General features: G+C 61.6%; 25 protein-coding genes and 1 pseudogene. 9 read left to right on the top strand and 17 right to left on the bottom strand.

All coding sequences use genetic code 11. From position 1 onward, the window contains the following. The 3 genes from AC070A_RS33485 to AC070A_RS33495 all read left to right on the top strand — a co-directional run. Positions 1–260, top strand: a 260-nt coding sequence (locus AC070A_RS33485) for a hypothetical protein (RefSeq protein ID WP_494773638.1), incomplete at its 5' end; no start/stop codon positions are given. A gap of 262 nt (positions 261–522) precedes the next feature. Beyond that, positions 523–1,134: an RBBP9/YdeN family alpha/beta hydrolase gene (locus AC070A_RS33490; RefSeq protein WP_057252129.1), complete on the top strand. Its 612-nt coding sequence runs from the start codon at positions 523–525 to the stop codon at positions 1,132–1,134. A gap of 322 nt (positions 1,135–1,456) precedes the next feature. Beyond that, positions 1,457–2,863, top strand: coding sequence for an FAD/NAD(P)-binding protein (locus tag AC070A_RS33495; protein ID WP_057252130.1), 1,407 nt, complete (start codon positions 1,457–1,459; stop codon positions 2,861–2,863). 25 nt (positions 2,864–2,888) lie between these two features. On the opposite strand, the gene AC070A_RS33500 is transcribed toward AC070A_RS33495, so the two are convergent. The 4 genes from AC070A_RS33500 to AC070A_RS33515 all read right to left on the bottom strand — a co-directional run bounded on the left by AC070A_RS33500 (position 2,889) and on the right by AC070A_RS33515 (position 6,346). After that, the gene (locus AC070A_RS33500) at positions 2,889–3,740 is read right to left on the bottom strand and encodes an ABC transporter permease subunit (protein WP_082615923.1); all 852 of its coding nucleotides are present in this window, start codon (positions 3,738–3,740) and stop codon (positions 2,889–2,891) included. Further along, positions 3,737–4,528, bottom strand: a complete 792-nt coding sequence (locus AC070A_RS33505) for a taurine ABC transporter ATP-binding protein (protein WP_112997242.1) — start codon at positions 4,526–4,528, stop codon at positions 3,737–3,739. The genes AC070A_RS33500 and AC070A_RS33505 overlap by 4 nt, the downstream gene beginning before the upstream one ends. A gap of 79 nt (positions 4,529–4,607) precedes the next feature. Beyond that, complete coding sequence (tauA, locus tag AC070A_RS33510; RefSeq protein ID WP_057252132.1) at positions 4,608–5,615, bottom strand: taurine ABC transporter substrate-binding protein; 1,008 nt, start codon at positions 5,613–5,615, stop codon at positions 4,608–4,610. Positions 5,616–5,797: 182 nt separating this feature from the next. Next, complete coding sequence (locus AC070A_RS33515) at positions 5,798–6,346, bottom strand: flavin reductase family protein (RefSeq protein WP_492383950.1); 549 nt, start codon at positions 6,344–6,346, stop codon at positions 5,798–5,800. Between the two features lie 185 nt (positions 6,347–6,531). On the opposite strand from AC070A_RS33515, the gene ssuD reads away from it, so the two are divergent. Both ssuD and AC070A_RS33525 read left to right on the top strand, forming a co-directional pair. Further along, complete coding sequence (ssuD, locus tag AC070A_RS33520; RefSeq protein ID WP_057252133.1) at positions 6,532–7,713, top strand: FMNH2-dependent alkanesulfonate monooxygenase; 1,182 nt, start codon at positions 6,532–6,534, stop codon at positions 7,711–7,713. Beyond that, a complete protein-coding gene (locus AC070A_RS33525; RefSeq protein WP_244495663.1) occupies positions 7,710–9,194 on the top strand; it encodes an FAD/NAD(P)-binding protein in 1,485 nt (494 codons plus the stop codon). The genes ssuD and AC070A_RS33525 overlap by 4 nt, the downstream gene beginning before the upstream one ends. On the opposite strand, the gene AC070A_RS33530 is transcribed toward AC070A_RS33525, so the two are convergent. The 5 genes from AC070A_RS33530 to AC070A_RS33550 all read right to left on the bottom strand — a co-directional run bounded on the left by AC070A_RS33530 (position 9,184) and on the right by AC070A_RS33550 (position 12,638). Continuing rightward, positions 9,184–9,897 (bottom strand): MOSC domain-containing protein, encoded by a 714-nt coding sequence (locus tag AC070A_RS33530; protein WP_057252134.1) that lies wholly within the window; start codon positions 9,895–9,897, stop codon positions 9,184–9,186. The genes AC070A_RS33525 and AC070A_RS33530 overlap by 11 nt on opposite strands. Further along, on the bottom strand, positions 9,890–10,597 hold the full coding sequence (locus tag AC070A_RS33535; protein ID WP_057252135.1) for a glutamine amidotransferase: 708 nt from the start codon (positions 10,595–10,597) through the stop codon (positions 9,890–9,892). The genes AC070A_RS33530 and AC070A_RS33535 overlap by 8 nt, the downstream gene beginning before the upstream one ends. 12 nt (positions 10,598–10,609) lie before the next feature. Beyond that, positions 10,610–11,173 (bottom strand): redoxin domain-containing protein, encoded by a 564-nt coding sequence (locus AC070A_RS33540; protein WP_112997240.1) that lies wholly within the window; start codon positions 11,171–11,173, stop codon positions 10,610–10,612. Between the two features lie 48 nt (positions 11,174–11,221). Beyond that, positions 11,222–11,770: a carboxymuconolactone decarboxylase family protein gene (locus AC070A_RS33545; protein ID WP_057252136.1), complete on the bottom strand. Its 549-nt coding sequence runs from the start codon at positions 11,768–11,770 to the stop codon at positions 11,222–11,224. 211 nt (positions 11,771–11,981) lie between these two features. Next, positions 11,982–12,638: a MarR family winged helix-turn-helix transcriptional regulator gene (locus AC070A_RS33550; RefSeq protein WP_218374324.1), complete on the bottom strand. Its 657-nt coding sequence runs from the start codon at positions 12,636–12,638 to the stop codon at positions 11,982–11,984. 152 nt (positions 12,639–12,790) lie between these two features. Here AC070A_RS33550 and AC070A_RS33555 point away from each other — a divergent pair, with 152 nt between their 5' ends. From AC070A_RS33555 to AC070A_RS33570, 4 genes are all read left to right on the top strand, one after another. Continuing rightward, a complete protein-coding gene (locus tag AC070A_RS33555) occupies positions 12,791–13,237 on the top strand; it encodes a pseudoazurin (protein WP_082615927.1) in 447 nt (148 codons plus the stop codon). A 115-nt stretch (positions 13,238–13,352) separates the two neighbouring features. Then, complete coding sequence (locus tag AC070A_RS33560) at positions 13,353–13,883, top strand: MgtC/SapB family protein (protein WP_192496014.1); 531 nt, start codon at positions 13,353–13,355, stop codon at positions 13,881–13,883. A gap of 431 nt (positions 13,884–14,314) precedes the next feature. Next, positions 14,315–16,195, top strand: coding sequence for a patatin-like phospholipase family protein (locus tag AC070A_RS33565; RefSeq protein WP_162728201.1), 1,881 nt, complete (start codon positions 14,315–14,317; stop codon positions 16,193–16,195). 328 nt (positions 16,196–16,523) lie between these two features. After that, positions 16,524–16,994, top strand: a complete 471-nt coding sequence (locus AC070A_RS33570) for a hypothetical protein (protein ID WP_057252140.1) — start codon at positions 16,524–16,526, stop codon at positions 16,992–16,994. Positions 16,995–17,215: 221 nt separating this feature from the next. Here the strand turns inward: AC070A_RS33570 and ppk2 are convergent, their stop codons facing one another. From ppk2 to AC070A_RS33610, 8 genes and pseudogenes are all read right to left on the bottom strand, one after another. Further along, entirely contained in the window at positions 17,216–18,061 is an 846-nt protein-coding gene (gene ppk2 / locus AC070A_RS33575) for a polyphosphate kinase 2 (RefSeq protein WP_057252141.1), read from the bottom strand. Beyond that, the gene (locus AC070A_RS33580; protein ID WP_112997236.1) at positions 18,030–19,826 is read right to left on the bottom strand and encodes a SulP family inorganic anion transporter; all 1,797 of its coding nucleotides are present in this window, start codon (positions 19,824–19,826) and stop codon (positions 18,030–18,032) included. Before AC070A_RS33580 ends, ppk2 begins: the two co-directional genes overlap by 32 nt. A gap of 716 nt (positions 19,827–20,542) precedes the next feature. Next, on the bottom strand, positions 20,543–20,743 hold the full coding sequence (locus tag AC070A_RS33585) for a hypothetical protein (protein ID WP_143033022.1): 201 nt from the start codon (positions 20,741–20,743) through the stop codon (positions 20,543–20,545). Between the two features lie 65 nt (positions 20,744–20,808). Continuing rightward, positions 20,809–21,282 carry an amidohydrolase family protein gene (locus AC070A_RS33590; protein WP_492383952.1) on the bottom strand — a complete coding sequence of 158 codons (474 nt, stop codon included), beginning with the start codon at positions 21,280–21,282 and terminating at the stop codon, positions 20,809–20,811. Beyond that, positions 21,257–21,502 (bottom strand): annotated as a pseudogene (locus tag AC070A_RS33595) (transposase); the annotation flags it as partial. The pseudogene AC070A_RS33595 and the gene AC070A_RS33590, both read right to left, overlap by 26 nt. Before the next feature lie 1,036 nt (positions 21,503–22,538). After that, a complete protein-coding gene (locus tag AC070A_RS33600) occupies positions 22,539–22,832 on the bottom strand; it encodes a glycosyltransferase (RefSeq protein WP_309140582.1) in 294 nt (97 codons plus the stop codon). Between the two features lie 55 nt (positions 22,833–22,887). Further along, entirely contained in the window at positions 22,888–23,091 is a 204-nt protein-coding gene (locus tag AC070A_RS33605; RefSeq protein ID WP_492383953.1) for a glycosyltransferase, read from the bottom strand. A 308-nt stretch (positions 23,092–23,399) separates the two neighbouring features. Further along, the gene (locus AC070A_RS33610) at positions 23,400–23,651 is read right to left on the bottom strand and encodes a hypothetical protein (RefSeq protein ID WP_113480109.1); all 252 of its coding nucleotides are present in this window, start codon (positions 23,649–23,651) and stop codon (positions 23,400–23,402) included. Positions 23,652–23,726 lie beyond the last annotated feature (75 nt).

A 23,726-nucleotide genomic window follows, 5' to 3' on the forward strand; every position in this document is an offset into this window, starting at 1 on the left:
TCAGCACCAGCCAACTCAGCGTGATCCCGAGCGACAGCCCAAAGCCAGGCAAAACACTCGGCTGGCGAAATCGCCAGCGGCTCCCATTGCGTCGGTCCGTCAAATTCCAGTCACCTTTTCAGCCCTGCAACCGCAAACGGTCGCGCCATCCCCTCATCCAAACCGATCATCAAGTCGCCGGTTGGCCGGCTTGTCAGAGCGCCGGTGTATTTCGGCGCCAAACTAACAATTTCACGGGCTCCAACAACGCAATTTTTTGACGCTGGGACGGGTCACAAGGAAACTGATTTCGCTTTTGAGCCGCGTCGATGGAAACACTCTACTGCGAATATAGTTCCATGCCGGATTGTCGATCGTGTGGACGTGAACTTCAGATAAGAAAATAAATACTATCGAATTTATAGATATTAGGCATTCCTTGCTTCTCCACCATCTGTCGCTTGCGCATAGTCGATCCAGAACCGGACCTGCTTGCAACGGGTCGTTGTAACTCCCGGATCGCCTTCGCAAGAGATTGATGTCATGGCAAAAACGCTCATCATTCCGGGATTGTTCGGGTCCGACGAGGGACACTGGCAACGCCATTGGTTGAGAGATCACCCGGATGCCGCACTGGTCGAACAGGTCGATTGGAACCGGCCGAGGCTCGATGATTGGCGCGATGCTCTCGAACGCGAAATCCTCCGGCACGGAATCGTCGACCTGGTGGCCCACAGCCTCGGCTCGGTTCTTGTTGCCAACCTGGCGCGGCGTCCCCTGGCAAGACATGTGCGCAGCGCACTGCTTGTTGCGCCCTGCGACCTTGACCCCACCGATCGCCTGCATCCCGGCGCCATCGATTTCGGCGCGATGCCCGACCTGCCGCTCCCTTTTTCCAGCCTCGTCGTCGGTAGCCTCAACGATCCCTATATGCCTTTCGATCGCCTGCGGCACGTTTCGACACGATGGGGGAGCCGTCTCGTCGACCTTGGCTATGCCGGCCATATCAATATCGCCAGTGGCTTCGGCCGCTGGTCGCATGGCTATGATCTGTTGCGCGTGCTGAACGGCATCGCGCGCCGGGAGCCGGCGCGTGCGCAACCGATCGAACTTGAGGTCATGGACCGCTCACCCGTGCCGAGCGGCCTGGCCTGAAGCCCTGTAAGGAGAGCTAGCCCGACGGGCTCTTCCACATGGCACTTGATGTTCAGATCGTTTCGCGCTCTAATAGCGCACTAACTTTATAGAGTATGCCGTCTAGGGATGACCATGCACCAAAGTGCCAGGCCAACCAGAACAACGGATACGGGCTCGGCCGCTGCCGCGGCGGGCGCTATGTTTTCCCGACCCCGCGACTATGTCGTATATCGAGACCTTGGTCGGCAATATTCACAATTCGGTCGGTGTCCGCGTTCCGAACCGAAACAGCCATGCATTTGAAACTTCGCCGGGGAGAACCGGCCATGGGAGAGTGCAGATGACTGTCCATGGATTGTTTGCGAAGGTCGCTCCCGAGGGAGCCGCTGCGAGAGCCAAACCGCATATCGCTATCATCGGCCGAGGCTTTTCCGGCGTGATGATGGCCATTGCGCTGATGAAGTCGGTGCGGACTGCGTTCCACGTCCACCTCTTCGATCCGCAGCCGACGATCAGCGGCGGGCAGGTGTTGGCCGCCGCCCAGAGTGGCGAGATCCTCAACAGCCGAGTGCGCGACCTTTCGGTCGCCGCCGGCCAGCCAGAGGATTTCAATGAGTGGCTGTTGGCGAATGCCGAATTCCGCGCGGCGGTTTCCGCCGCAATTCCCGGCTTTCAGCAGATCTTCGTGCCGAAGAGCATCTTCAGCGACTACGTCTATCAGCGCTTTTCCGAAGCGCTGACCCGCCGCCCCGATATTTCGATGCAGCTTTCCTGTCAGGCGGTACTGGGGCTGCGCAAGCAAGCCAATGGCCGCTTCCTGGTGGTGCAGGAGGAAGCAACGGTGGAGTGCGATGCCGTCGTGCTGGCAACCGGTTTCGGCCTGCGCCAGGGCGAGATGGAGATCGCCGAGGAGGAGAAGCCGCTGGTGCGCGCCCGCCGCCTCGTCGTGCCGCGTCATACGGTCCTGCTCGGTAGCGGCGTTCGGGTGGTCGACCGCCTGCTGCAATTGCGCGACAACGGCTTTGCCGGCGAGATCACCATTCTCTCCCGGCACGGCTTTCTGCCGCAGCCACACACGCGCCTCGCTGCGGCGCCGACCTTCCCTGTCGAGCCGATGCCGACCCGGCTCGGCGATATCGTTCGCTTCGTCCGGCAGGCTTGCGCGGAGGCGGAAGCTTCCGGCCTTGGCTGGCAGGCGGCCATGAACGGCCTGCGCAGGCGCGCTCGCTCTCTCTGGCAATCTTTGCCTGAGGAGGAAAAGCACCGGTTCAACCGGCACCTTCGGTCGATCTATGACAGCCACCGCAACCGCCTGCCGGCGCCCCTGCACCTGCGGCTCCAGCAGGAGCTTGCCGGCGGGCAAACCACCATTCGGAAGGGCTGGGCGGGCAAGCGCCGTCCTGATGGCTTGATGGTGCGCTGGGCGGGTGAGAGCGAGGAGACGTTGCTTTCCGCCGATCAGGTGATCGACTGTCGCTGCTCGGCGCCGGACCTTCGGGCACCGCTGATGCAGAGCCTTTTTGCCGGTGGCCTGGCGGAGCCGGACGAACTCAGTCTTGGGATTGCCGTCAGCCCGGCTGGCGAAGTTCTGGCCGCCGGGCAGCCGACGCGTAACCTCTATGCGATCGGACCGCTCGGCGTCGGCAGCCTGCCGGACATCGACCTGGTGCCCGAAATCGTGACTCAGACCTATGCGGCGGCGCGATTGATCGCCACCCGACATCGCGTGACGCTGAAAACCGGGTGACGGTACAACGCGATCTCCCGGGGCGTCAGCGTCGTGTCGCCCACGGTACCAGCCATCGCTCGAGCAGGCGCGCCGTTATCTCGAAGACGAAAGCGACGGCCGCGATAACGACAATGCCGGCGATCACCACATCGGTCACCAGAAACTGGGCAGCAGACTGGATCATGAAGCCGAGGCCGCGCGTTGCCGCGACAAGTTCGGCGGCCACCAGCGTCGACCAGCCTGCACCAAGCGCAATCCGGGTCCCGGTCAGGACCGAAGGCAGGGCGCTTGGCAGGATGACGTGGCGTAGCACCTGCAGCCGCGACGCGCCAAAGGCGCGGGCCGCGTTGATGTGATCGCTCGAGGTGGATTTGACGCCGGTCGCCGTGGACAGAATGATCGGCGGCAACATTGCGAGCGCAATGACCGCGATCTTGGAGGCCTCGCCGATTCCCAGCCAGATGATCACCAGCGGCAAATAGGCGAGCGGCGGCAGGGGGCGCAGGAATTCCACGATCGGATCGAGGATGCCTTTCCCGAGCCGGCTTGTGCCGATGGCAATACCGCCCGGCACGCCGAGGAGGATTGCGACTGCAAGAGCCCCGAAAATCCGCAGAAGGCTGGCGCCTACATGCTGGGCGAGGGTCGCGTCGACGAAGCCTGTGACGGCGAGGCTTTGCAGAGCCTTGTAGACGGCGAGCGGCGAGGGCAGGAAGAGCGCCGAGACGAGACCATAGCTTGAGGCAAGGCTCCAAAGGGCAAGCAACGCGACGATCGTCGCCAGGGATATCCAGGCGAGCGGTAGCGGCGATCTCGTCGTGCCCCGTTCCGGTTGCTCGACGATGCCCCGCGGTTGATGCGTCGTCGACGGGGCGCTTTCGATCGAGAGGCTCATGCGGCGATCCCTTCGTCTTCGGCATGGATGAGAGCGGTCAGTTCGTCATGCAAGCGCCGGAACGCAGGCGAACTGCGTATCTCGGCGAGCGATACACCGGTCAGAAGATCACGACCGAACGTGGTTGCGATCTCGCTGGCGATGCGCCCGGGATTAGGCGCGAGCACAATGATGCGGGTCGCGAGCAGAAGCGCTTCCTCGATACTATGGGTGATCAGGAGCGCGCCGACGCCGCTCTTCTGCCAGACATCGAGAAGAAACCCTTGCATCCGGCTGCGCGTGAGTGCGTCGAGTGCGCCGAGCGGTTCATCCATCAGCAGGAACTTCGGGTCTGAGGCAAGCGCCCTGGCGATACCGACCCGCTGGCGCATGCCGCCGGAGAGCTCCCAGACGTGTCGGTCCGCCGCATCGGGCAAACCGACCCGGTTGAGGAGGCTCCGCGCTCTCTCCAGCCGCTCCGGCCTCGCAACGCCGCGCAGGTGAAGCGGAAAGGCGACATTGTCGAGAGCGGTCAGCCACGGATAGAGCGCATCGTCCTGGAAAACCACGGCCCGATCTGCACCCGGACCCGCAACTGGCCGGCCATCGACGCAGACCTGACCGCTGCTTGCCGCCACGAAGCCAGCCGCCAGATTGAGAAGACTGGTCTTACCCGAGCCGGAGCGGCCGATGACGACAACGAATTCGTCGCGGGCGATCTTGAGGTCGATGGAAGCGAGAACAGGGGCGGCCCTGCTGTCGGAAGCTGCATAACGCAGCGTGACCTTTTCGAGGGAAAGAACGGACATCCTGCTGTTCCATATTGGGTGGCACGTCGGACACTCGCCCGGCTCTTTGAGACGGGCGAGCTATCGAACGGGGCGGGTCTCAGAACGAGAGCTTCGCTGCCTCCTGCGCCCATCGGGCGGAGACGTAGGGCGTGTAATCCGGAAGCACCGCGGGAATCTTGCCCTGCTCAAGCAGGAAGGCCGAGGTCTCGGCGATGGCCTTGGCCGTCGCTCCGCCCAAGAGATCGGAACCTGCCTGCTCTTCAAGCGAAGGGAAATAGTAGCCCTTGAGCAGGTTCGGCACCTCCTCAGGCTTTGCACCGGTGAGGCGGGCGATCTTCTCCACCTGCGGCGAACCGGCGTTCCAGCTTTCCGGCCTTGCGCGGTAATCCGCATAGGCGTCGCCGGTCACCTTGACGAAGCCGGTCACGACATCCGGATGCTCCTCGGCAAACTTCTTGCTGACGATCCAGGCATCGAAGGTAGGACCTCCCCATTTCGCCACGTCGCTCGAGGTCGCAAGCACGGTCGCGGTTTTCTTGATCTCGGAGAGCACCGGATCCCAGACATAGGCGCCGTCGATATCGCCGCGCTGCCAGGCAGCCGCGATTTCCGGGGGGCGAAGGTTGAGGATTTCGACCGACTTCGGATCGATGTTCCAGTGTTTCAGGGCCGTGAGCAGGCTGTAATGCGCCGTCGAAACGAAGGGGGTCGCGATCTTCTTGCCAGCAAGCTGCTCCGGCTTGTCGATGCCCTTGACGGCGAGGGCCTCGGCTTCGCTGATCAGTCCGACGACGAAGATGGTTTCGAGGGGGAGTTGCCGGCTGGCGGCAGCGGCGAGCGGCGACGAGCCGACATAGCCGATGTCGATCGACCCGGAGGCGAGCGCGGCGATCACGTCGGCGCCGCCATCAAACTTTTGCCAGGCGATCTTGGCTCCGGTGACCTTTTCGTAGGTGCCATCCGCCTGCGGCACCCGAGACGGCTCGACGATCGGTTGGTAACCGATTGTCAGCGTCGTTTCGGCGGCGTGAGCGGGGAAAGTGGCCTGGCTGGCCAGAAGCAGGGCCGCACTTGCGGCAAGAAGGGTGCGTCTGCGGATCGTCATTGTGTGCTCCTCAACGGTTGGGTCCTGGCCCCGCTGCGGAGCCTCATCACAATGCTGATTAAAAAGGTGGATTTTATATAGATAATTTATTTCCGCATTTCTCTGAACCGCAGTGGTCCCATTCCAAAATAGAGCCGTTTCGGCGCAGCTTCGTGCGCCTGCCGGGGCCTTGTGCCGAGAGGCTAGAGATCAAGGCCGCCGTAGCGGCCGTTGTGGTAGACGATCGGCTCGCCGGAGCCCGCGCTGATCGCCACGACCCGGCCGAGGATGATGGCGTGGCTGTGGCGCTCGATGATTTCCTCAACCTCGCAGTCGATCGCGGCCAATGCCCCGCTCAACGCTGACGCGCCGCTTGCCAGCCGAACCCAGTCGGCTCCCTCGTAGCGGGCAGGGCCCTTGGCTCCATCCAGGCCGGAGAAGCGCTCCGCCACCCTCTGGTGCTCTCGCGAGAGGACGTTGACGCAGAAATGCCGGTAGCGCTGGATGATCGGCCAGGTCGAAGACGTCCGGTTGATATTGACGATCATGGTCGGCGGGTCCACCGACAACGCCGTCGCCGAGGTGACGGTAGCTCCCGTCCGGTCGTCCCCGATGCCGGCAGTGATCACGGAGACGCCCCCTGAGAAATTGCGCATCGCCACCTTGAGGGCGGGCGCCGTGATCGGCTCGTAGCCGTTGCTGGTTGGAATACTTGGGTCGAATGCTGGAGATGCGGCGAGCGCGATCGTCATGGCCAGTCCCTCGAAAATTTCGCCTAATTCCCGATCGCAAACCGGCGATACGAGAAAAATTTTTCCTCGCATCAAAAATGATAGCCTGATTTTTGATTGTCAATAAATTTTATAGAGTTTATGTTTTTTGCAGTCGGCAAGGCGATCATGGCTGCCGAAACGAACTTACGAGGAGGCATTTGCCGATGAACACTGCGCCCGTAAAAATCCCCGAAAAGATCAATGTTCTCTGGTTTCTGCCGACCCATGGCGACAGCCGCTATCTCGGCACAGCGCGCGGCGGCCGCAATGTCGATATCAACTACCTGAAGCAGGTGGCTCAAGCGGCCGATTCGCTCGGCTACTACGGGGTTCTCATCCCGACGGGGCGCAGCTGCGAAGACAGCTGGGTGGTAGCCTCGGCACTAGCGCCGCTCACGGACAAACTGCGGTTTCTGATTGCGGTGCGGCCAGGCCTTCTATCACCGACGCTGGCGGCGCGCATGACGGCGACGCTCGACCGGCTCTCGAATGGGCGGCTTCTGATCAACGTCGTCACCGGTGGCGACCCGATCGAAAACAAGGGCGACGGTATCCACCTCTCGCACACCGAGCGCTACGAGCTGACCGAGGAGTTCCTCAACATCTACAAAGCCGTGCTTCGCGGCGAAGAAGTCGATTTCAAGGGAAACCACTTCGATATCGAGGGCGGGAAGCTCCTGTTCCAGCCGGTGCAGAAGCCGCATCCGCCGCTCTATTTCGGCGGCTCCTCAGGCAAGGGCCAGGAAGTGGCGGCGCGCACGATCGACAAGTACCTGACCTGGGGCGAGCCTGTCGAGGACGTTGCCAGGAAGATTGCCGAAGTTCGTGCGCTCGCCGATGCCGAGGGCAGGGACGTGACCTTCGGCATCCGCCTTCATGTGATCGTGCGCGAAACCGCCAAGGAGGCATGGCAGGCGGCTGACGAACTGATACAATATGTCGATGACGACACGATTGCCGCCGCACAGAAGGTGTTCGAGCGTATGGATTCGGTTGGTCAGAGCCGCATGAGCCGCCTGCATGGCGGCCGACGGGACAAACTTGAAGTCGCTCCGAATCTCTGGGCCGGGGTCGGCCTGGTGCGCGGCGGCGCGGGCACGGCCCTTGTCGGCGACCCCGACCAGGTGAAGGCTCGCATGGAGGAATACCGTCAGGCGGGCATCGATAGTTTCATCCTGTCCGGCTATCCGCATCTGGAGGAGGCCTATCGTTTCGGTGAACTGGTGCTGCCGAACCTGCCGCTTGCCCATGCGGTTCCGGCCCGCGAAGCGTCGATCAACACCGGGCCGTTTGGCGAGACGATTGCCGGCGATCATCGTCCGAAACTGAAGGTTTCCCAATCGTGACAGGACCGACGCGCCGAACCGTGATCGCAATCGTCGGCGGCGGCTTCACCGGTGCGGCGGTCGCTGCAAATCTCGCGCGGAACGCAGCAAGCGACGGCGCGAGCATCATCGTCTTCGAGCCGCGGGCGCGCCTCGGCGCGGGCCTCGCCTATGACACGGACAATCCTGCGCACCGTATCAATGTGCCGGCCGCGCGCATGAGCCTGATCCCCGATGATCCCGACGATTTCCTCAACTGGATGGCTGCAAAAGGTGAACCGCGCAGCGATCCCGAGGCTCTGGCGGTCGATGGCAATCTCTATCCGCGCCGAGCGGTCTTTGGTCGCTACGTCTGCGAGTTCGTCGCACCGTTCCTGAAAAGTGGAAGGGTCGAGCATCGGCGCGAACGTGTCGCGCATATCGAGCGCCACGGGGATCGTTGGCGTCTGAGTAGCTCAGCCGGCACCGAACTGCTGGCCGATATCGTCGTTATCGCCACCACCCATCCGGCGCCCTGTGCCCCCCGGCGCCTGGATCAGGCACTTGACGGCCACCCGCGCTATGTGACCGATTCCACGGTCGCAGGTGCCTTGGCTTGCATCCGCACCGATGATCACGTCCTTGTCGTCGGAAACGGGCTGACGGCAGCCGACGTGATTGCCTCGCTGGGGCTCGCCGACCATCGCGGGCCGGTCGTCGCCCTTTCACGCCGGGGCTTGCGGTCACGCGGCCATGCCGCAGTGCCCCAGGAGCCGTTCGGCGATTTCACCAGCGACCCGGTGCGAACCGCGCTCGAACTACTGAAGCGGGTCCGACGTGCCGTGCAGGACGCGGCAGACATCGGTACGAACTGGCATGGGGTTTTCGACGCGCTTCGCAGCCAGGGTGGCCAGATCTGGCGGGCCCTGCCGGTGGCGGAGCGCCGCCGCCTCGTGCGCCATCTGCGTCCCTTCTGGGACGTTCACCGTTTTCGCGTGGCGCCGCAGATCGATGGAAGGATCCTGCATGGGCTGGAGCAAGGGCGGCTCCGAATTCTCGGAGCTTCGATCGAGGAGGTGGAGAGACGCGGTCATGTCATCGCCGTCGATATCCGTCACCGACACACCGGTCACCGGGAGCGCCTGCTGTTCGATGCCTGTGTGGTGACGACCGGCCCGGCCCATACCGGCATCCTCTCGAGCCAGGGCTGGCTTGCAGACCTTGCTTCACAGGGATGGCTACGTTTGGATGACGTGGGTTTGGGGCTCGCCTGCGACGAGGCAAGCCGCGCGATCGGGGTGAACGGCACGGCTGAGCCATCGCTGATCGTTGCCGGACCGCTGGCGCGCGGTACCTTCGGTGAACTCATGGGCCTTCCACAGGTCAACGATCACGCGATTTTCGTCGCCGAAGAGATTGCAGGCATGCTGCTGAAGCCTGAGCGAAGCGGCCGACGTGTCGCTTCCGTGGCAAAAATCCAGCGAAGGCCGGTAACGACCGTCCGCGGCGCTGCTAGCCATTGACCGGCGTGGTTTCACCATCGAGACGCCGCGACCAGTCCTCGACCATGCGCGTCTGCAGGCGCTTGGCCGCATAGTCCCGCCAACTAGACGGGAGAATGGCAAGATTGGCGATCTCTTCAAGCGCGTGGCGATTGAGCGTATCGACGTAGAGAAAGTGCCAGAGCCGGGCGATCGTCCACTCGGGATGACGGCGCTCGACGAGGTGCATTCGCTCGCCGGCCGAAACCAGTCCGGCTTCGATGACGCGATAGTACCAGCCGGTGCGGCTGGATTGCTGAAGGCGCCGCGCCATGTCGGGCAAGCCGAAGCGACGGTTCAGTTTCCAGCAGGGCTGCCGGCCCTGGCTCACTTCCAGAAGGGCGCCGCCGAGGCGAAACCGATCTCCGACCGCGACATCGCCCTCCGTCAGGCCCAGGGTCGAGAGATTTTCGCCGAAGGCGCCCGGCTGTTTTAACAGCGGTATGAAGCCGATTTCGTCCGTCCAGGCCCGATAATGATCCCGCGGGTAGTGATGTACGGCCTTGTCGACACCGCCGTGCCTTTTGAGATCGCCCTGATGATCGCCGGAAAAGCCAGTGGCACAGAGCTCAACGGCGCCGTCCAGCGGATGTTTGTCGATACCGCTCAGGGTTCCCCGATCGTCGATCGGCGCGAGGCTGCCGACGAGCAAGGCGTCGAGCGTGATCGGCTGCCGATCAATCATCGATCTGCTCCAGCCAATCGCCAATCATCGCTGCGGCGGCGCGCTTCAGACCGGGGCCGAAGCGCTGGGCATCGGCACGAAGATCCGGCACGCTCAATCCTGCTGCCGCCAATTCGCAGGCATGGCCGACCAACCAGCGTTCGAAGGCAGCACCCGTTTCAGCCTCAGGATGAAACTGCAGGCCGAGTACCTTCCGTCCACGCATGAAAGCCTGCTGTGCGATCTGCGGCGTCGACGCCAGCAAGTCAGCGCCGGGCGGCAGGTCATAGGTGTCGCCATGCCAGTGCAACACGGAAATGTCGGCGAGATGACGGAGAGGTGAGGCGAGGCCTGAAGCAGAGAGGCTCAGCGGCGAAAAGCCGATCTCCTTGATGCCGGAGGAATAGACGCGAGCATCGAGCGCCCGAGCGATCAGTTGCGCACCCAGGCAAATGCCAACGGTCGGCCGATCGGCAGCAAGACGCGCTTGCAGCATCGCGACCTCGTCCGCAACGAAAGGATAGGTCGTATCCTCATAGACGCCGATCGGGCCACCGAGCACGATGAGAAGGTCCGGTTCGGGCGGATCGAACGAAAGATAGTCTGCATCGCCGACATCTCGATACTCGATATCAAACCCTGCCGCGTGCAGCGGAGCCGCAAAGGTGCCAAGGTCTTCGAAATGCACGTGCCGCACGGCAACGGCCTTCTTTGCAGTCATCATCCGTCTCCTCTAGCGGCGTCCATCATGCGTGTCGGGGACCGAGCAGCCGTCGCTCGTGCACCCGAGCGTTTCCGGACCTGCTGCGGCGAAATTCGGGATCGGCGCGGCGAGCAACGTGGCAAGGCGGGCGCCGATGACCATGTCGTCTTCGATCCCGAAGCGATGATGTTCAACGTGACCGTCACGGCCGATGATGATCGCTGTTGGCGTGCCGCGCATGCCGTAGCGCTCCATCGTCTTCGGTATTGGCCCTTCATCCGATGGTTGATCGACGGCGATCGGGAAGGTTAGGCGGTATTCGTGAATGAAGGCCTTGAGCGCGTCCGGCGTCATGACCGCGTGATGCTCGAACACGGAATGCAGGCCGATGACCTGCAGGTCGGTCTCGCGAAAGACGGTCTTGACGCGCTGAGTCTGCGGCAGGCCGTGCGATACACAGGCGGGGCAGAGCATCTGAAAGGCATGGAGGAAAACGACCCGGCCGCGCAGCCGTTCGAGGCTGAAGGGCGCAGGCGTATTGAACCAGGTCGAAACGGCGAGTTCCGGGGCGGCGATCCGATAGTTGCTGTTCATTGTCATCTCCGGAGATGGCCGGACGGGCGCTGCCGTCCGGCCGCCTTGTCAGGCCGCTTCGCGAACGAGCTTCACACCGGGGAAATCGACCGGTACGGCAAGCGCGACGTTGATGTAGTTCGTGAAGAGATTGAGCGCGACATGGGCGATGATCTCGACGACATCCTGATCGTCGTAACCGGCATCACGCAGCGCCCGCACTTCGGCATCAGTGATGTGGCCGCGTGCTTCGACGAGTTTTTGGGCGAAGGTCAACGCCGCCGCCGTCTTCGGGTCGGACGACTTGCCCCGTTGCGCATTCGCCATTTCTTCCGCGGTCGCCCCGGCCTTGCGGCCAAGCGCGGTATGGGCGGCCAGGCAATAGTGGCAATCGTTGCGGTCGGCGACGGCAACGGCGATCTGCTCGCCGAGCTTGGCGCCGAGACGGCCGTTTCCGAGCGCGCCGAAAGAACCCCACATGCTGGCAAGGGCAGCCGGCGAGTTGGCGACCGCCCGGAACATGTTGGGGGCGATGCCGAAGGCGGAGCGGATCTCGCCAAGCAACTCGCCACTGGCGCCGGTTGCCGAATTGGGGTCAACTAGATTAATTCTGCTCATGGTTTTCTCTTTCTATTTGCGTGGAGGGAGAAAATTGCCGGTCCGCCGATGGCAGTCGTCGGACCGGCGCCGACATCATCGGCACCCGCTCGCGGTACTGAGAACGGTGCTCGCGGGCTCCGATGTTGAAGCTGGTGGCGAGAGCATGGCCGCTCGCTCGGTCTTGCGCCGGGCTCGGCTGCCGGCGCGTGTGTTTCCTTTCATTCTCATTTCAGGCCGCGCCGCGGTTGAAAACCCGCCAGGCAGCGTCCCGGTCCGCATCGTCGGCGCTTTCAAATTCACCGCAGTCGACGCGTAACTCCGCCGGCCCGAATGCGGCATCGACGAAGGCGCAATGGTGCGGTGCCTTCGGATCGTCGTAGACATAGGGGCGGAAGTAGCGACAGTTGACGCACATGCGCTGTTCCGGAATGGCGCCAGCCGACTGCAGGCGGCGGATGATCCTGACGAGATGCATCAGCAGGTCCTCCTGCTCAAGCTTGGAGAGGCTCGCGATGGCGTCCTCCGTGGCCGATGCCAGTTGACCGGCCTGGCGAACCGCGGCCTCGCCCTGCAGCGTCACGGCCACTGAAAGGGCCCGCGCGTCGTTGGGGTCGGCCCGTTTCTCGACAAGCCCCTTGCGCAGGAGCGCATTGACCGAATCCGTCGTCGTCGGCTGGCTGACGCCGAGATAGGCGGCGATCTGTTTGACGCGCATACCGCTCCGGTCGCGGGCGACGAGAAAGGTAAGTATCTGCAATTGCGTCGGATTGAGGCCGATCGCCTCGGCGGCCGTCCAGGCCTCGCTGCGCATGGCCGTTGCCACGCGCGATAGCCCGTCACCAATCCGGCCGACCAAGGTGGGTGTATTGCCAGGTTCGTTGCTCATGGTGTCATTAATATAGGAGTCCTATGTATTGTCAACGAGCGTTAGAAAAGCGCTGCGAATTTGACGCGCATCAAAGTAGAGGGGGCAGCGCGGGCCTATTTCTCTGCTCGAACAACCCGAGCCACGGGCTGGTCGCTCAAATGGAGAAGACGATGTTGAATGCAATCAAGAGCGGATTGGGTATCGCCATCGCGGCAATGCTTGTCGCAGCACCTGCAGCCGCCGCAGACTTCGAAGTGCACATGCTGAACAAGGGCAAGGACGGTGCGATGGTGTTCGAGCCGGCGTCGCTGAAAGTTGCGCCCGGCGACACGGTCACCTTCATCCCGACCGACAAGGGGCACAATGTCGAATCCATCAAGGGCATGATCCCGGATGGCGCCGAAGCTTTCAAAAGCAAGATCAATGAAAACTACAAGGTGACCTTTACCGCTCCCGGGGTCTACGCCGTCAAATGCACGCCGCACTACGGCATGGGCATGATCGGCGTTGTCCAGGTCGGCGACGCTCCTGCCAACCTTGACGCCGTGAAGGCTGCCAAGAATCCGAAGAAGGCGCAGGAGCGCCTGGATGCCGCCTTGGCGGCGCTCGGAAACTAAGCGCCTGGCTACGCTTCGGAGCGGGGTGGGGACAGGCCGCTCCTGGCGACCGCGCACTGGGTGAGGCGCGACGCCATCATGCGGAACCAATGCGAAGGCTTCGCGTTGGTTCCGCATGGATCAGATCACTGCCGAGTTGTTCCCGCCTTCACAGATTCCCTATCCCGTCATATTTGCGCGCATCCTCGGTGCGCTGTTTTTAGGTGCCGTCATCGGCTTCGAGCGCGAGGCAAAGGCGCGGCCGGCGGGGCTCAAGACCCATATGCTCGTCTGCCTTGCCGCCTGCACCTTCGGCATCATCTCGCTCGAAAGCGTCCGTCTCGGGGGTTTCTTCGACGATCGCGTCCGCCTCGATCCGTTGCGGGTTGTGGAAGCGGTGACGGCGGGCGTCGCCTTTCTCGCCGCCGGCACCATCGTGCTTTCCAGGGGTGAAGTTCAGGGGATAACGACTGGCGCCAGCCTGTGGCTCGCGGGGGCCATCGGTCTTGCGGTGGGCTTCGGTCAGTGGGTTGTTGCCGGTTTTGCAGTTGCCTCCGCCTTCTCTGTCCTCTTCGTCATCGGCTCCATCGAGGCGCGGGCCATGCCCCACCAAAGGCCGGACGTCGAACCACGGGACGAGGCGAGCAATACCCAGGCCAGGCGTTAGGATTGACCTTCACGCGATTTGATCGAGCGCCCGGTCATCTCAAAAAGTTATCAATTTGCATGAGTTAACGACGATACTATTCTGATGTTTATAGATATTATCGATTGCTGTACGAGATCGTTTTCCCAGCTCATTCTCGTCAAATCCCAGGCCGACAGAGCGTTATGCAGGGAAAGATTCTGGCGCGCCGGAAGCGTGCTGCTTCTCGTCCGCATGGCAGCGATCGGCCTCACCGAAAAATAGAATATACCTATCTAAACAATATATTGCGCCATTTATCTCATCTAATTTGTGGCACGATGGCCGAAAGCGCCGCGCGTGGACGGTTTGAGCACAGCGCGCTCCTGGTCGATGGCGGATCGCACCAAATCTGTTCGGCAATTCCTGCCGAAACCGCTAAAGTCGACAGACGCTGTATCAAGGAAGGTTCGATGGACTCCACCGGTTCCCTTGCTGCCAAATTGCTATCGGCGACGCTGTTGTTCGACCAGACGTCTTTGTCCGCATTGGAGGCTTTGGCCGCCAACTCCGATCGCAGGATCTTGCGCCGCGGCGAAGTTCTCGTTCGTGAGGGAGACCGCTCGGACCGGTTCTTCGTCGTTCTGTCGGGCCGCTTCACGGTGCACCGAGAGGGAACTGCCCAGCCTGTCGCCGAGATCGGCCAGGGCGAGCTTGTCGGTGAGGTCGGCTTCTTTGCCGCGCTGCCCCGTATTGCCACCGTGATTGCAGCGCGTGATTCCATCGTACTCGAGATTCGCGACGACCAGTTCGAGAGGGCTGCCAAGGCGTTGCCCAGCCTGCGCCAGTCGGTGACGACGTTTCTCGCGCGCCGGTTCGCCATGCAGTCTCCAGCGCCGGCGCATACCAAGCATCCCTGCAGGCTTCGGACGCTGGCGATCGTTCCTGCGGGCCGCAGTCGTATTTCCCCTGATTTCATCGCACAGCTCCGTACCGCATTTGCTGCGGACAAGCGGGCCGTGTTCCTGACGCGAAGGGATCTCGAAGACCGCTTCGCCAGGCTTCCGATCGACGATCAGCCGGTGCTCGACTGGCTGAACCATCTCGAGATCAAGGCGGATATCATCGTTTATGTCGCCGATGACGAGCCAAGCGACTGGACGCGTGTGTGTATCCGCCAGGCTGACAACGTCCTGCTGTTTGCCGATGCATCCGACCCGCCGGGCCTCAGCCCCTGCGAGGCGTTGGCGCTCTCGGTCCATACGCCGTCCAACCTTCGGCTTGTGCTTGTTCACCGGACGCGCGCGGCAACGGTTACCGGAACTGCCGCCTGGCTCGACGCACGGCCCGGCGTTCGCCAGCATCACCACGTTTCGCTGGAAGATCGGTTGGATGTCGAACGTCTGGCCCGTTTCCTCTCAGGTAAGGCCAGGGGCTTTGTCGCTGCCGGCGGGGGCTCGCTCGGCTGCGCGCATATCGGTGTCTACAAGGCATTCGTCGAGGCGGGTGCGTCCTTCGACTATCTTGGCGGCACCAGTTCCGGAGCCGCTATCATGGCTGGCTTCGCCAGCGGATTGGACGCCGACGCCATCGATCGGGGAACACACCTCATCTTCGTCAAGAGCCGCGCGTTTCGTCGCCTCACCTTGCCGCAATATGCGCTGCTCGATCACAAGGTGCTCGACCGCACGCTGCACGCGGAATATGGCGACGTTCTGATCGAGGACCTCTGGCTTCCGTTCTTCGCTCTATCGACCAATCTCAGCAGCCGGCAGGCGCATGTCCATCGCCGGGGAAAACTTTGGCAGGCTGTCAGGGCGTCAGGCTCGATCCCCGGCGTCCTGCCGCCGTTCTTTACGGCCGAAGGCGATATGCTTGTCGATGGGGCCATCATGAACAATCTGCCGCTGGAGCAGATGAAAGAACTCAAAACCGGCCCCAATGTGGTCGCGAGCCTGGGATCCGACGGACCACGGAAGCATCATGTCGACTATGACAGTATTCCGGGAGCGTCCGAACTGGCGGTGCGGATGCTCACACCCTTCGGTCGTGCCAACCTGCCGAAGGTCCCGAGCGTGATCCAGGTGATCACGGCGAGCGTGCTGGCCCACAGGCCGGAAGAAGTCATGCTCGGTGAATGCGACCTGCTCGTCTCCCCGCCAATTTCGAGCGCAATCGGGTTCATGGACTGGAGCCGGCATTCCGAGCTCTACGTCGAAGCTTACGACTGGACGAAACGATGGATCGAGGGCCGCCTCAGCGAGAGCGACCCGAAGCTGCTGCAGATACTTGGCATTCCGTCTGGGCACGAGCTATCGCAGGCAATCGGTAGCAGGGGCGTATTCGGTGGTTGAAAATGTGGCGGTGAAACGTGATTGTCTTGGAGTTCCGCGTGAATATCATCGCTCATTCCGAATTGTCACCGTCCTCTTGCGGTTGTAGTATTTTAGGATAGCCTTGTGGGGGATTGGCCCGCATCGGCTATTCCGTTTGGTGGTGAGAAAGATCAATAAATAGAGAGCCCTCGGACAGGCAGCGGCTCGAATTCGAAATGCTTCGTCCCCGGATTGGTATGCCGATCGGGTTCCCTTGGATGTACCTGCGGGACGTCTTTGGCATACGGCGCACGGCAAGCGTGTGCCCCGCCACAGTGTTCCCATTTGCCTGAAGTGGATCGACACGATGCCTGAGAAAAAAGATCTAGACCCGACCGCAAAGCCCTTAAGCGCCCAAGATCTGAGAAAGCAGATGCTCCAGCGCGAAATGGAGGAGATGGACAAGGAGCGGCGGCTGAAAGCCCTCGAAGAACAGAAGCATGCCGACTTTGCCGCTGATTTTCTCAAAGAACATGTGACGGAAGAGGAAATTGGTATCGTCCGCCGCCTTGTCACAAACGCCGTCAAGGCCGGTAAATTCGAGGCGTTGGTCTATAGCTTCCCCTCCGAGCTTTGCACGGATAGCGGACGCGCCATCAACAGCGCTGACCGTGACTGGCCGCAGACCCTGCAGGGCAAGGCGAAGGAATTTTTCGATCGCTATCAGACATACGGCAAGCCGCAGGGCTATAAGCTGAAGGCGATGATCATCAACTTTCCGGGCGGTGTGCCCGGCGATGTCGGGTTCTTCCTGAACTGGGCTCCGGACAAGGCCTGAAGCTTGTCGCGCAAAAGTGCGCAGCGGTTTTGCGACAACGACATGCGAAATATCAAGAACTTAAAGCGCAAGGAGCGAATGTGAAAGATCGCGACGCGCTTTAGGCGCGACCATACCCGGTGTCGAATGACCCGCCGGCATCGGTGGTTCCGCATTCCTACTATCAGGGAACGCTCAACCGTTTCTGTAAGCCCGCGCCAGAAGGCGCGGGCTTATCAGCCTTAGAAAACGTCAGGTACGGTTCTGCGAATGTGATCGTCGTCTGCGAAGCCGCCCGGTCGCTTCTGGCGCTTGCCGAGGTCCGGTTCGGAAAACTTCACGCGCTCATAGGGGATCGAGGCGAGAATATGCGAGATGCAATTGATCCGCGCCCGCTTCTTGTCGTCTGACGGTACAATCCACCAGGGCGCATACTCCGTGTCCGTCATGCGGATCATCTCGTTATAGGCCCGGGTGTAGTCCCACCAGCGCTGATAGGATTCGACATCCATCGGGCTGAGTTTCCACTGGCGCAACGGGTCTGCGATGCGTTGACGGAACCGGCGCTCCTGTTCCTTCTCGCTGACATCGAGGAAGTATTTCAGCAGGACGATGCCGCTTTCGACCATTGCCGCTTCGAAGCGGGGTGCGAGTTCGAGGAAACGTCGGGCGCTGTCATCCGAGCAAAAGCCCATGACGCGTTCCACGCCCGGGCGGTTGTACCAGGACCGGTCGAAAATCACCACTTCGCCGGCCGCCGGCAGGTGTTGAATGTAGCGTTGCATGTAGATCTGCGATTTTTCCCGCTCCGTTGGCGCGGGCAGGGCCGTGACCCGGAAGACACGGGGGCTGACGCGCTCGGTAAACCGCCTGATCACGCCGCCCTTGCCAGCGGCATCGCGTCCTTCGAAGACAATGACGATGCGGGCGCCGGTCTTTTTAACCCAGGCCTGCAGGTGTGCGATCTCTTCCTGCAGCCGGGCGAGTTCCTTGGCGTAACCACTGGATGATCGTTCCTCTGATGCCGCTGCTTCGGCAGCGGCGCCGTTCTTTTCCTTATTCTTTTTCTTGCCTTCGTGTTTTCCCATCGTTCCCTCCCGTTTCGATACTGCGCGCTGTTTTCATGGCGTCGGAGTTCGCAGTGATTTCCCCGTCCGCCGTCTTACCTTCGCCGTATCGGGCCTCGTAGGCGTCGAGCGCGTCCTCCATGCCCTCGAAGACCATGCTCGGGCCAATTCTTTCGATGATGCCCGCCCGGTCGAGGAGGGCGCGGGCATCCGTGTGCAATTCCGCCAGGCCGAGCGCAATGTCGCGCGCCTTTAGTTCGTCGGCCAGTTCCCCGAGCATCTCGGCGGCGGTGCTGTCGATCTGGGGGATCGCACTGGCATCGATGACCAGCCAATGGGCCGGCGGCGGCAATTCGTCGGCAATGGCCGTCAAGCGCTCCCGCACATAGTCCGCATTGTAGAAAAGCAGGCTGTCCTGGATCATGCAGGCGCCGAAGCCCGGCACAGGACGTGCATCCGGTGCGCGATGCAGCTTATAGAAGCCGTCCCGACCAGGAATCCTGCCGAGTAGGGCGTCGTGCGGATACATGGCCTGCAGCAGCAGATAGATCAGCGTTGCGGCAATGGCGATGACCACGCCGTTCAAGACGCCGAGCCCGATCGGTCCCCACAAGGCGATCAGAGCGAATACGAATTCGATCCGGTTGACGCGCCATATGCGCCTCAGGCCTTCGAGGTCGATCAAACTGAGTGCGGTTGCCGCGAGAATCGCACCCAACGCGGCGATCGGCAGGATGCGCAGAACGCTGCCGAGAAACACAAGCACCGCCATGAGGGTCGCGGCCGCGACCAGGCTTGCGATTTGTGAACGACCGCCGACGGCAAAGTTGACGGCGGTGCGGGAATCCGAAGCCGTGACCGGAAACGTGCCGAACAGCCCGGCGGCGAAGTTTGCCGCACCGAAGCCCGTCAGTTCACGGTTCGGATCGACGCGGTAGCCGCCGAGCGTTGCGAAACTACGCGCGGCAATGACACCGGAGCCGAAGCTGACGAGGAAGATGGCGGCTCCGCCGGTCAGCAAGGCATCAATCGGCAGGTTCCCAATGCGCGGCAGGACGAGCGACGGCAGCCCTTGCGGTATGTCGCCGACGACCGCCATTCCGTGTCCCTCGAAGTCAAAGAGAAAGGAAAGCAGCACAGCCAAAAAAACGACTATTACCGGGCCAGGTATGGGCGAGCGATAGATGCGGGCCACTTGCAAGAGTGCAAAACAGGCCAAGGCGAACGCCAGGGTGGGCCAATGGATCGAACCGGCTTGCCGCAGGAGTTCGAGCACAGGTGATACCAAGCCCTCGGACTCGATATTGACGCCGGTAAAGCGCTTGATCTGCCCAACCAGGATCGACAGCGAGATGCCGGCGAAAAAGCCGGTCAGGATCGGGCGTGACAGAAAGGTCGCCAGCACCCCGAGCCGTACAAGGCGCGCAATCAGGCATAGGATGCCGACGATCAGCGCCAGCAGCGCGGCTGCTGTCACGCGGTCGACCGTCGCGCCGGATGTAGCGAATACCGTTGTCAGAACCGCTGCCAACACGGTCATCGTGGCAGCGTCCGGACCAACGATGAGCTGGCGCGACGGGCCGAAGACCGCATAGGCGATGAGCGGCGTGATGCTGGCATAGAGGCCGGTTTCGGCGGGCAGTCCGGCTATGGCCGGGTAGGCGATGGCGCTGGGAAGGCCAACGGCGGCAATTGCAAGTCCGGCGGAGATATCGTTGCGTAGCCATCCGACGCGGTAACCTTCCAGGTTCGCGAGCAAAGGCAGGCGAGGCAGAGTAAATGCCATGCTCGGGCCCCCGGACTATGCCTCCTCCAGCCGGCAACGATTCCGCGCCGAACAAGAGGGCCAAACGAATGAACCATAGCATCGCGAATATTAGAGATGCAAAACTTTTCGTTTTGCCTGGCCACGCACGATGCGCAAAAGTTGCAGCGTCCGCTCAGTGAAAGCCTCCACAACGTGTGCCTGATACTGATCTCACCGCGGAGCGGCTTGAGACCGCTCGTCTGCAGATGCGCCTACGCCGGACACCCGAAGCCCAGGTCGCCTTAATTGGACGCGCGCGCCCGCCCCGCAGGATGCCCGAAGGGCGGTGAGGGCGGGCTCTATCCCTTCACGTATCGCGGGCTCTCAACGATCCTTCCATCCCGAATGCGCATGTTAACTCCGCGAACCCGGTCCGTCTCGTTTTTGCTTCAACGCAGCTGCCGGCGGATGATCCCGCGGTCGTTGCTGGCCTGCTCGAAGTCGCATATCTGGAAGATCCGACGCGAATTCCTGCCTTGGTCGACGAAGCGCTGGAAAGGCTGCTCGTCCGGCGCAAAACTCAACATAGCGCGTGAGCGTGCCTGCGAGATTTCCCGCCGGCGAAGGACGTTCCGCAACGCGGGTGTCGCCGGATTGCAAGGCTTCCGTGACAGAGCGCTGCGCGCAACTGAGGCGCAAGATGGCGCACCACACCGAACGGCGCAGTCCATGGAAATGCCGTCCGGGCGTCGCTGTTAAACCTTGGGCATGACGCCTTTGTTGACCAGCCATGTCTCGAAGGTGCCCGGGCATCCTTCGTTGAGCCATCTTCCCCGGTAAGAGAAACCGGGGGTGGCGCGTCCGCCGCTGACGAAGCCTTCGTCGTAACGACCGATCGCACCAACTGTTTTATGCATCTTTCCGGGATGTTTCTTCTTGGCCTTTGAGAATTTCACTGGATACCCCCACGCATTACAACCGTGAAGTCATAGCGTCTCACAGTGCACGCAGCCGTCAAGGATTAGACAAATGCGTAAATGGGGTTAGAAAACTGGCCAAGTGCCGCTCCGCCGATAGCCACATGCGGAAGCCTGCCGCGCCGACAGGCTTCACATCGTTCTCGGCTCCGAAGAGTTCGGGCCACGGTTCGACCGTAGTCCGTATTCGTGGTTGCCGAATTCATCCTAATTGCCCCCGGATAATCCGCCGCCGCTGGCGGTGATGGTCTGGCTGCCTTGATGACGTCCGCGTCGTGCACGACCTTGCCGCCGAGCAGGGTCAGGACGGAGCGGACCGTGTCGATCTCGCCCACCGGCATGGTCATGTGCGGTTTGTCGAGCACGGCAAGGTCGGCGAGCTTGCCCGCGGAAAGCGTACCGCGATCCTCTTCCGCAAAGCCGATCCATGCGGCGCTTCGCGTATAGAGACGAAGCGCTTCTTCGCGCGTCAGCAACTGATCATCCGCCTTTTGCACCGTACCTCCGGTCGAACACACCCTGTTCGATCCAGCGGTAATAACGCCGTTTGACTGTCTAATAGGGGCCGAAGCGGTCTTCGGGCATGTCACGCCAGCGGGCACCCGATCGGGCAAGCCACAACACCGCGTCGAAGAACCGGCGCCCGTCGCTGCGCGGGCCGCGCCTGCCTTTGCGACCGCCGGGCGCAAACGGCTTCAGCCGCTCCCACTGATCATCCCTGAGAACCTCACCATCCATCGCCAACCTCCAAAAGTCAGCGTTGAATCTGATCTGCCCCCAAAACGGAATCCCAAATGGTTAATTCGTCACCACAGCCTAATCCATTCTGGAGGAAATTCTCAGGGGCAGGTCAGGCGGCGCTGAAATAGTTTCTGCATTCGGCTGGAACAGGGCACAAGAGTTTCACTCTCCGTGGGTCGGGGGCCAGTTGCCCGAGTAGACGGTGGCCAGGATGGTCTGCTCCCGGACTTTCTTTATCCGCTTGCGGAACGGATCATGGCTCGCGATTTCGAGCATCAGTGAAAGACGGGCCGAGCGCATCGCATCGCTGAGCCTACGTTTCGGCGGGTCGGCCAGGATTGGCGGTAGATGTCGAGTTGCAGATCCGCTGCTCATTGCAGGCTAAAGCGTTTGGTGACCATTTCTCGCCCGAAGTGAGCAAGCGCTGCCCGACGATCGGGTATCATTGATTAAGCTCTCCATTTGTGCGGCAAGGCGGCTGGCTCCAGCTGCGCCCTCAGCCAAGCCGTAAAAACCTTGCCGCAAGGACAGCTCGCATGTCGAGGGCTCGAACGCTTCAGAGAACGCCTCTTCTACCCTAGACGATCAGCGGGGGACCAATGGAAAGCGCGCGCAACGCCGAACCCCACGAGATCGGCAGCGGCGTAGACACTTGTGGGTAAGATCGGCGCCGGGAAGCACTATCACCTCTCGGCCGTGGTTCACCGCACCTGCTCCTGTTGCCACCGCGGCGCCAAGCTCTCAAGCTCTCGCGTTCCCATGATCGACGGAACCGAGGCTGGAACGTGAGACATCACCTCGTTGGCAACGTGCTGTGCAAGATCTGAACATCGCTGCCACCGTTAGCGGCGCCTACCTAAGAATTACTACCTATGAATTAGTTGTCTTGGATAAGGGCCGGCTCCAAGACGGTTATGCCGTTCTCGACGCCACGGATGTTGCAGTGCAGGTTTGTTCGAAATCCGTAGATCCCGTTGCTCGTCGAGCCGCCGCCATTTCGCTGTCCTAAGCTCGCACCGCCGGACATCGGCAATCATGCTGTTGCCGACCGGCGGACGCTTAACTCGCCAAGGCGCCGCGCCTTCGTCGTGGAGTCATGATAAGCGACGGCCTGCGTGCGGGCTGCGCTTCCCAATTGCTTACGCAGCGCCGGGTCCGACGCCAATCTCTGCATCGCCACCGACATGCCGGCAACGTCGCCCTCGGAGACAAGGTATCCTGTCCGCCCAGGGACGACCTGGCTGGCAATTCCGCCGATCGCAGTGGCGATGACTGGTAAAGTGCAGGCCATCGCCTCGACGATCGACACCGGCGACCCTTCCTTGATGCGCGAATGCCTGGATGAAAATGTCGTGCCGTGGCAGCTCCTTGGCCAGGCTCAATTAAGGCGGAGTTTCTTGACCAAGTCTCTCTAGACTTTCGCGCTCTGGCCCGTCGCCGAAAACAACAAGCCTCGCCTTCGGATTGAAAATGGCGACGCGCGAAAAGGCGCTTATCGAGATATTATAGCCTTTTTCCTTCGACAATCGGGAGACCATCACAAACCGCAGCCTCGCGCATTCCGACAACCTGAACCGCCTCGGCATTCTGCCCCGGCGCCTCGGCTTCCCGGCCAATGGGCCGAGGCGGGTGTCCGGGAACGCAACTGGTTTGCCAATGTCAGGACGATCAGCACGAGCCCGCCACCGCTGGCGACCTATCCGAGAGCGTTGGGTGAAAAAGGAAGATCACGCTCAGAAAGAGCGGCGTCCAAGGAAAATCAACGCCAAGCGCGAAATTCCCCGCGCCGTCTTCTCTTGAGTAAGCTGACGCATAAGGTGTCCACCAAAATAAGTGGACACCAAGTCGTGGAAGAAGATGATCAAAAACTGAGTGTGAGGCGAAGGACCACCGATCAGCCGCCCAACCGCTTCCAGAGACCCGGAGGTCCGTTGTGGGTATGGTTCTTGTCCCCAAAACCCCAGCCGGGACGTGTGCCATTGGACTTGGCAATGGCGCGCGAACTCAGGCTCGTACCAAGGAGGAGGGTAATCGCCGGAGGTGTTACAACGGCAAAACGCCCGGCCTTCTTGAGAAAATCTCTTCGAGCCTGCGCTTCAGTTTCCAGTCCCTCAGGGATCATTTCTGAGTCGTTTCTCTTCTCCATTGCCCTGGCTCCTTTGGAAACACTCATGAACAGTATACATCCTGTCCGTGTAGGAACCATCCAGACCTTAGATTT

The organism is Ensifer sp. GW101-20A05 (genome assembly GCF_059424735.1).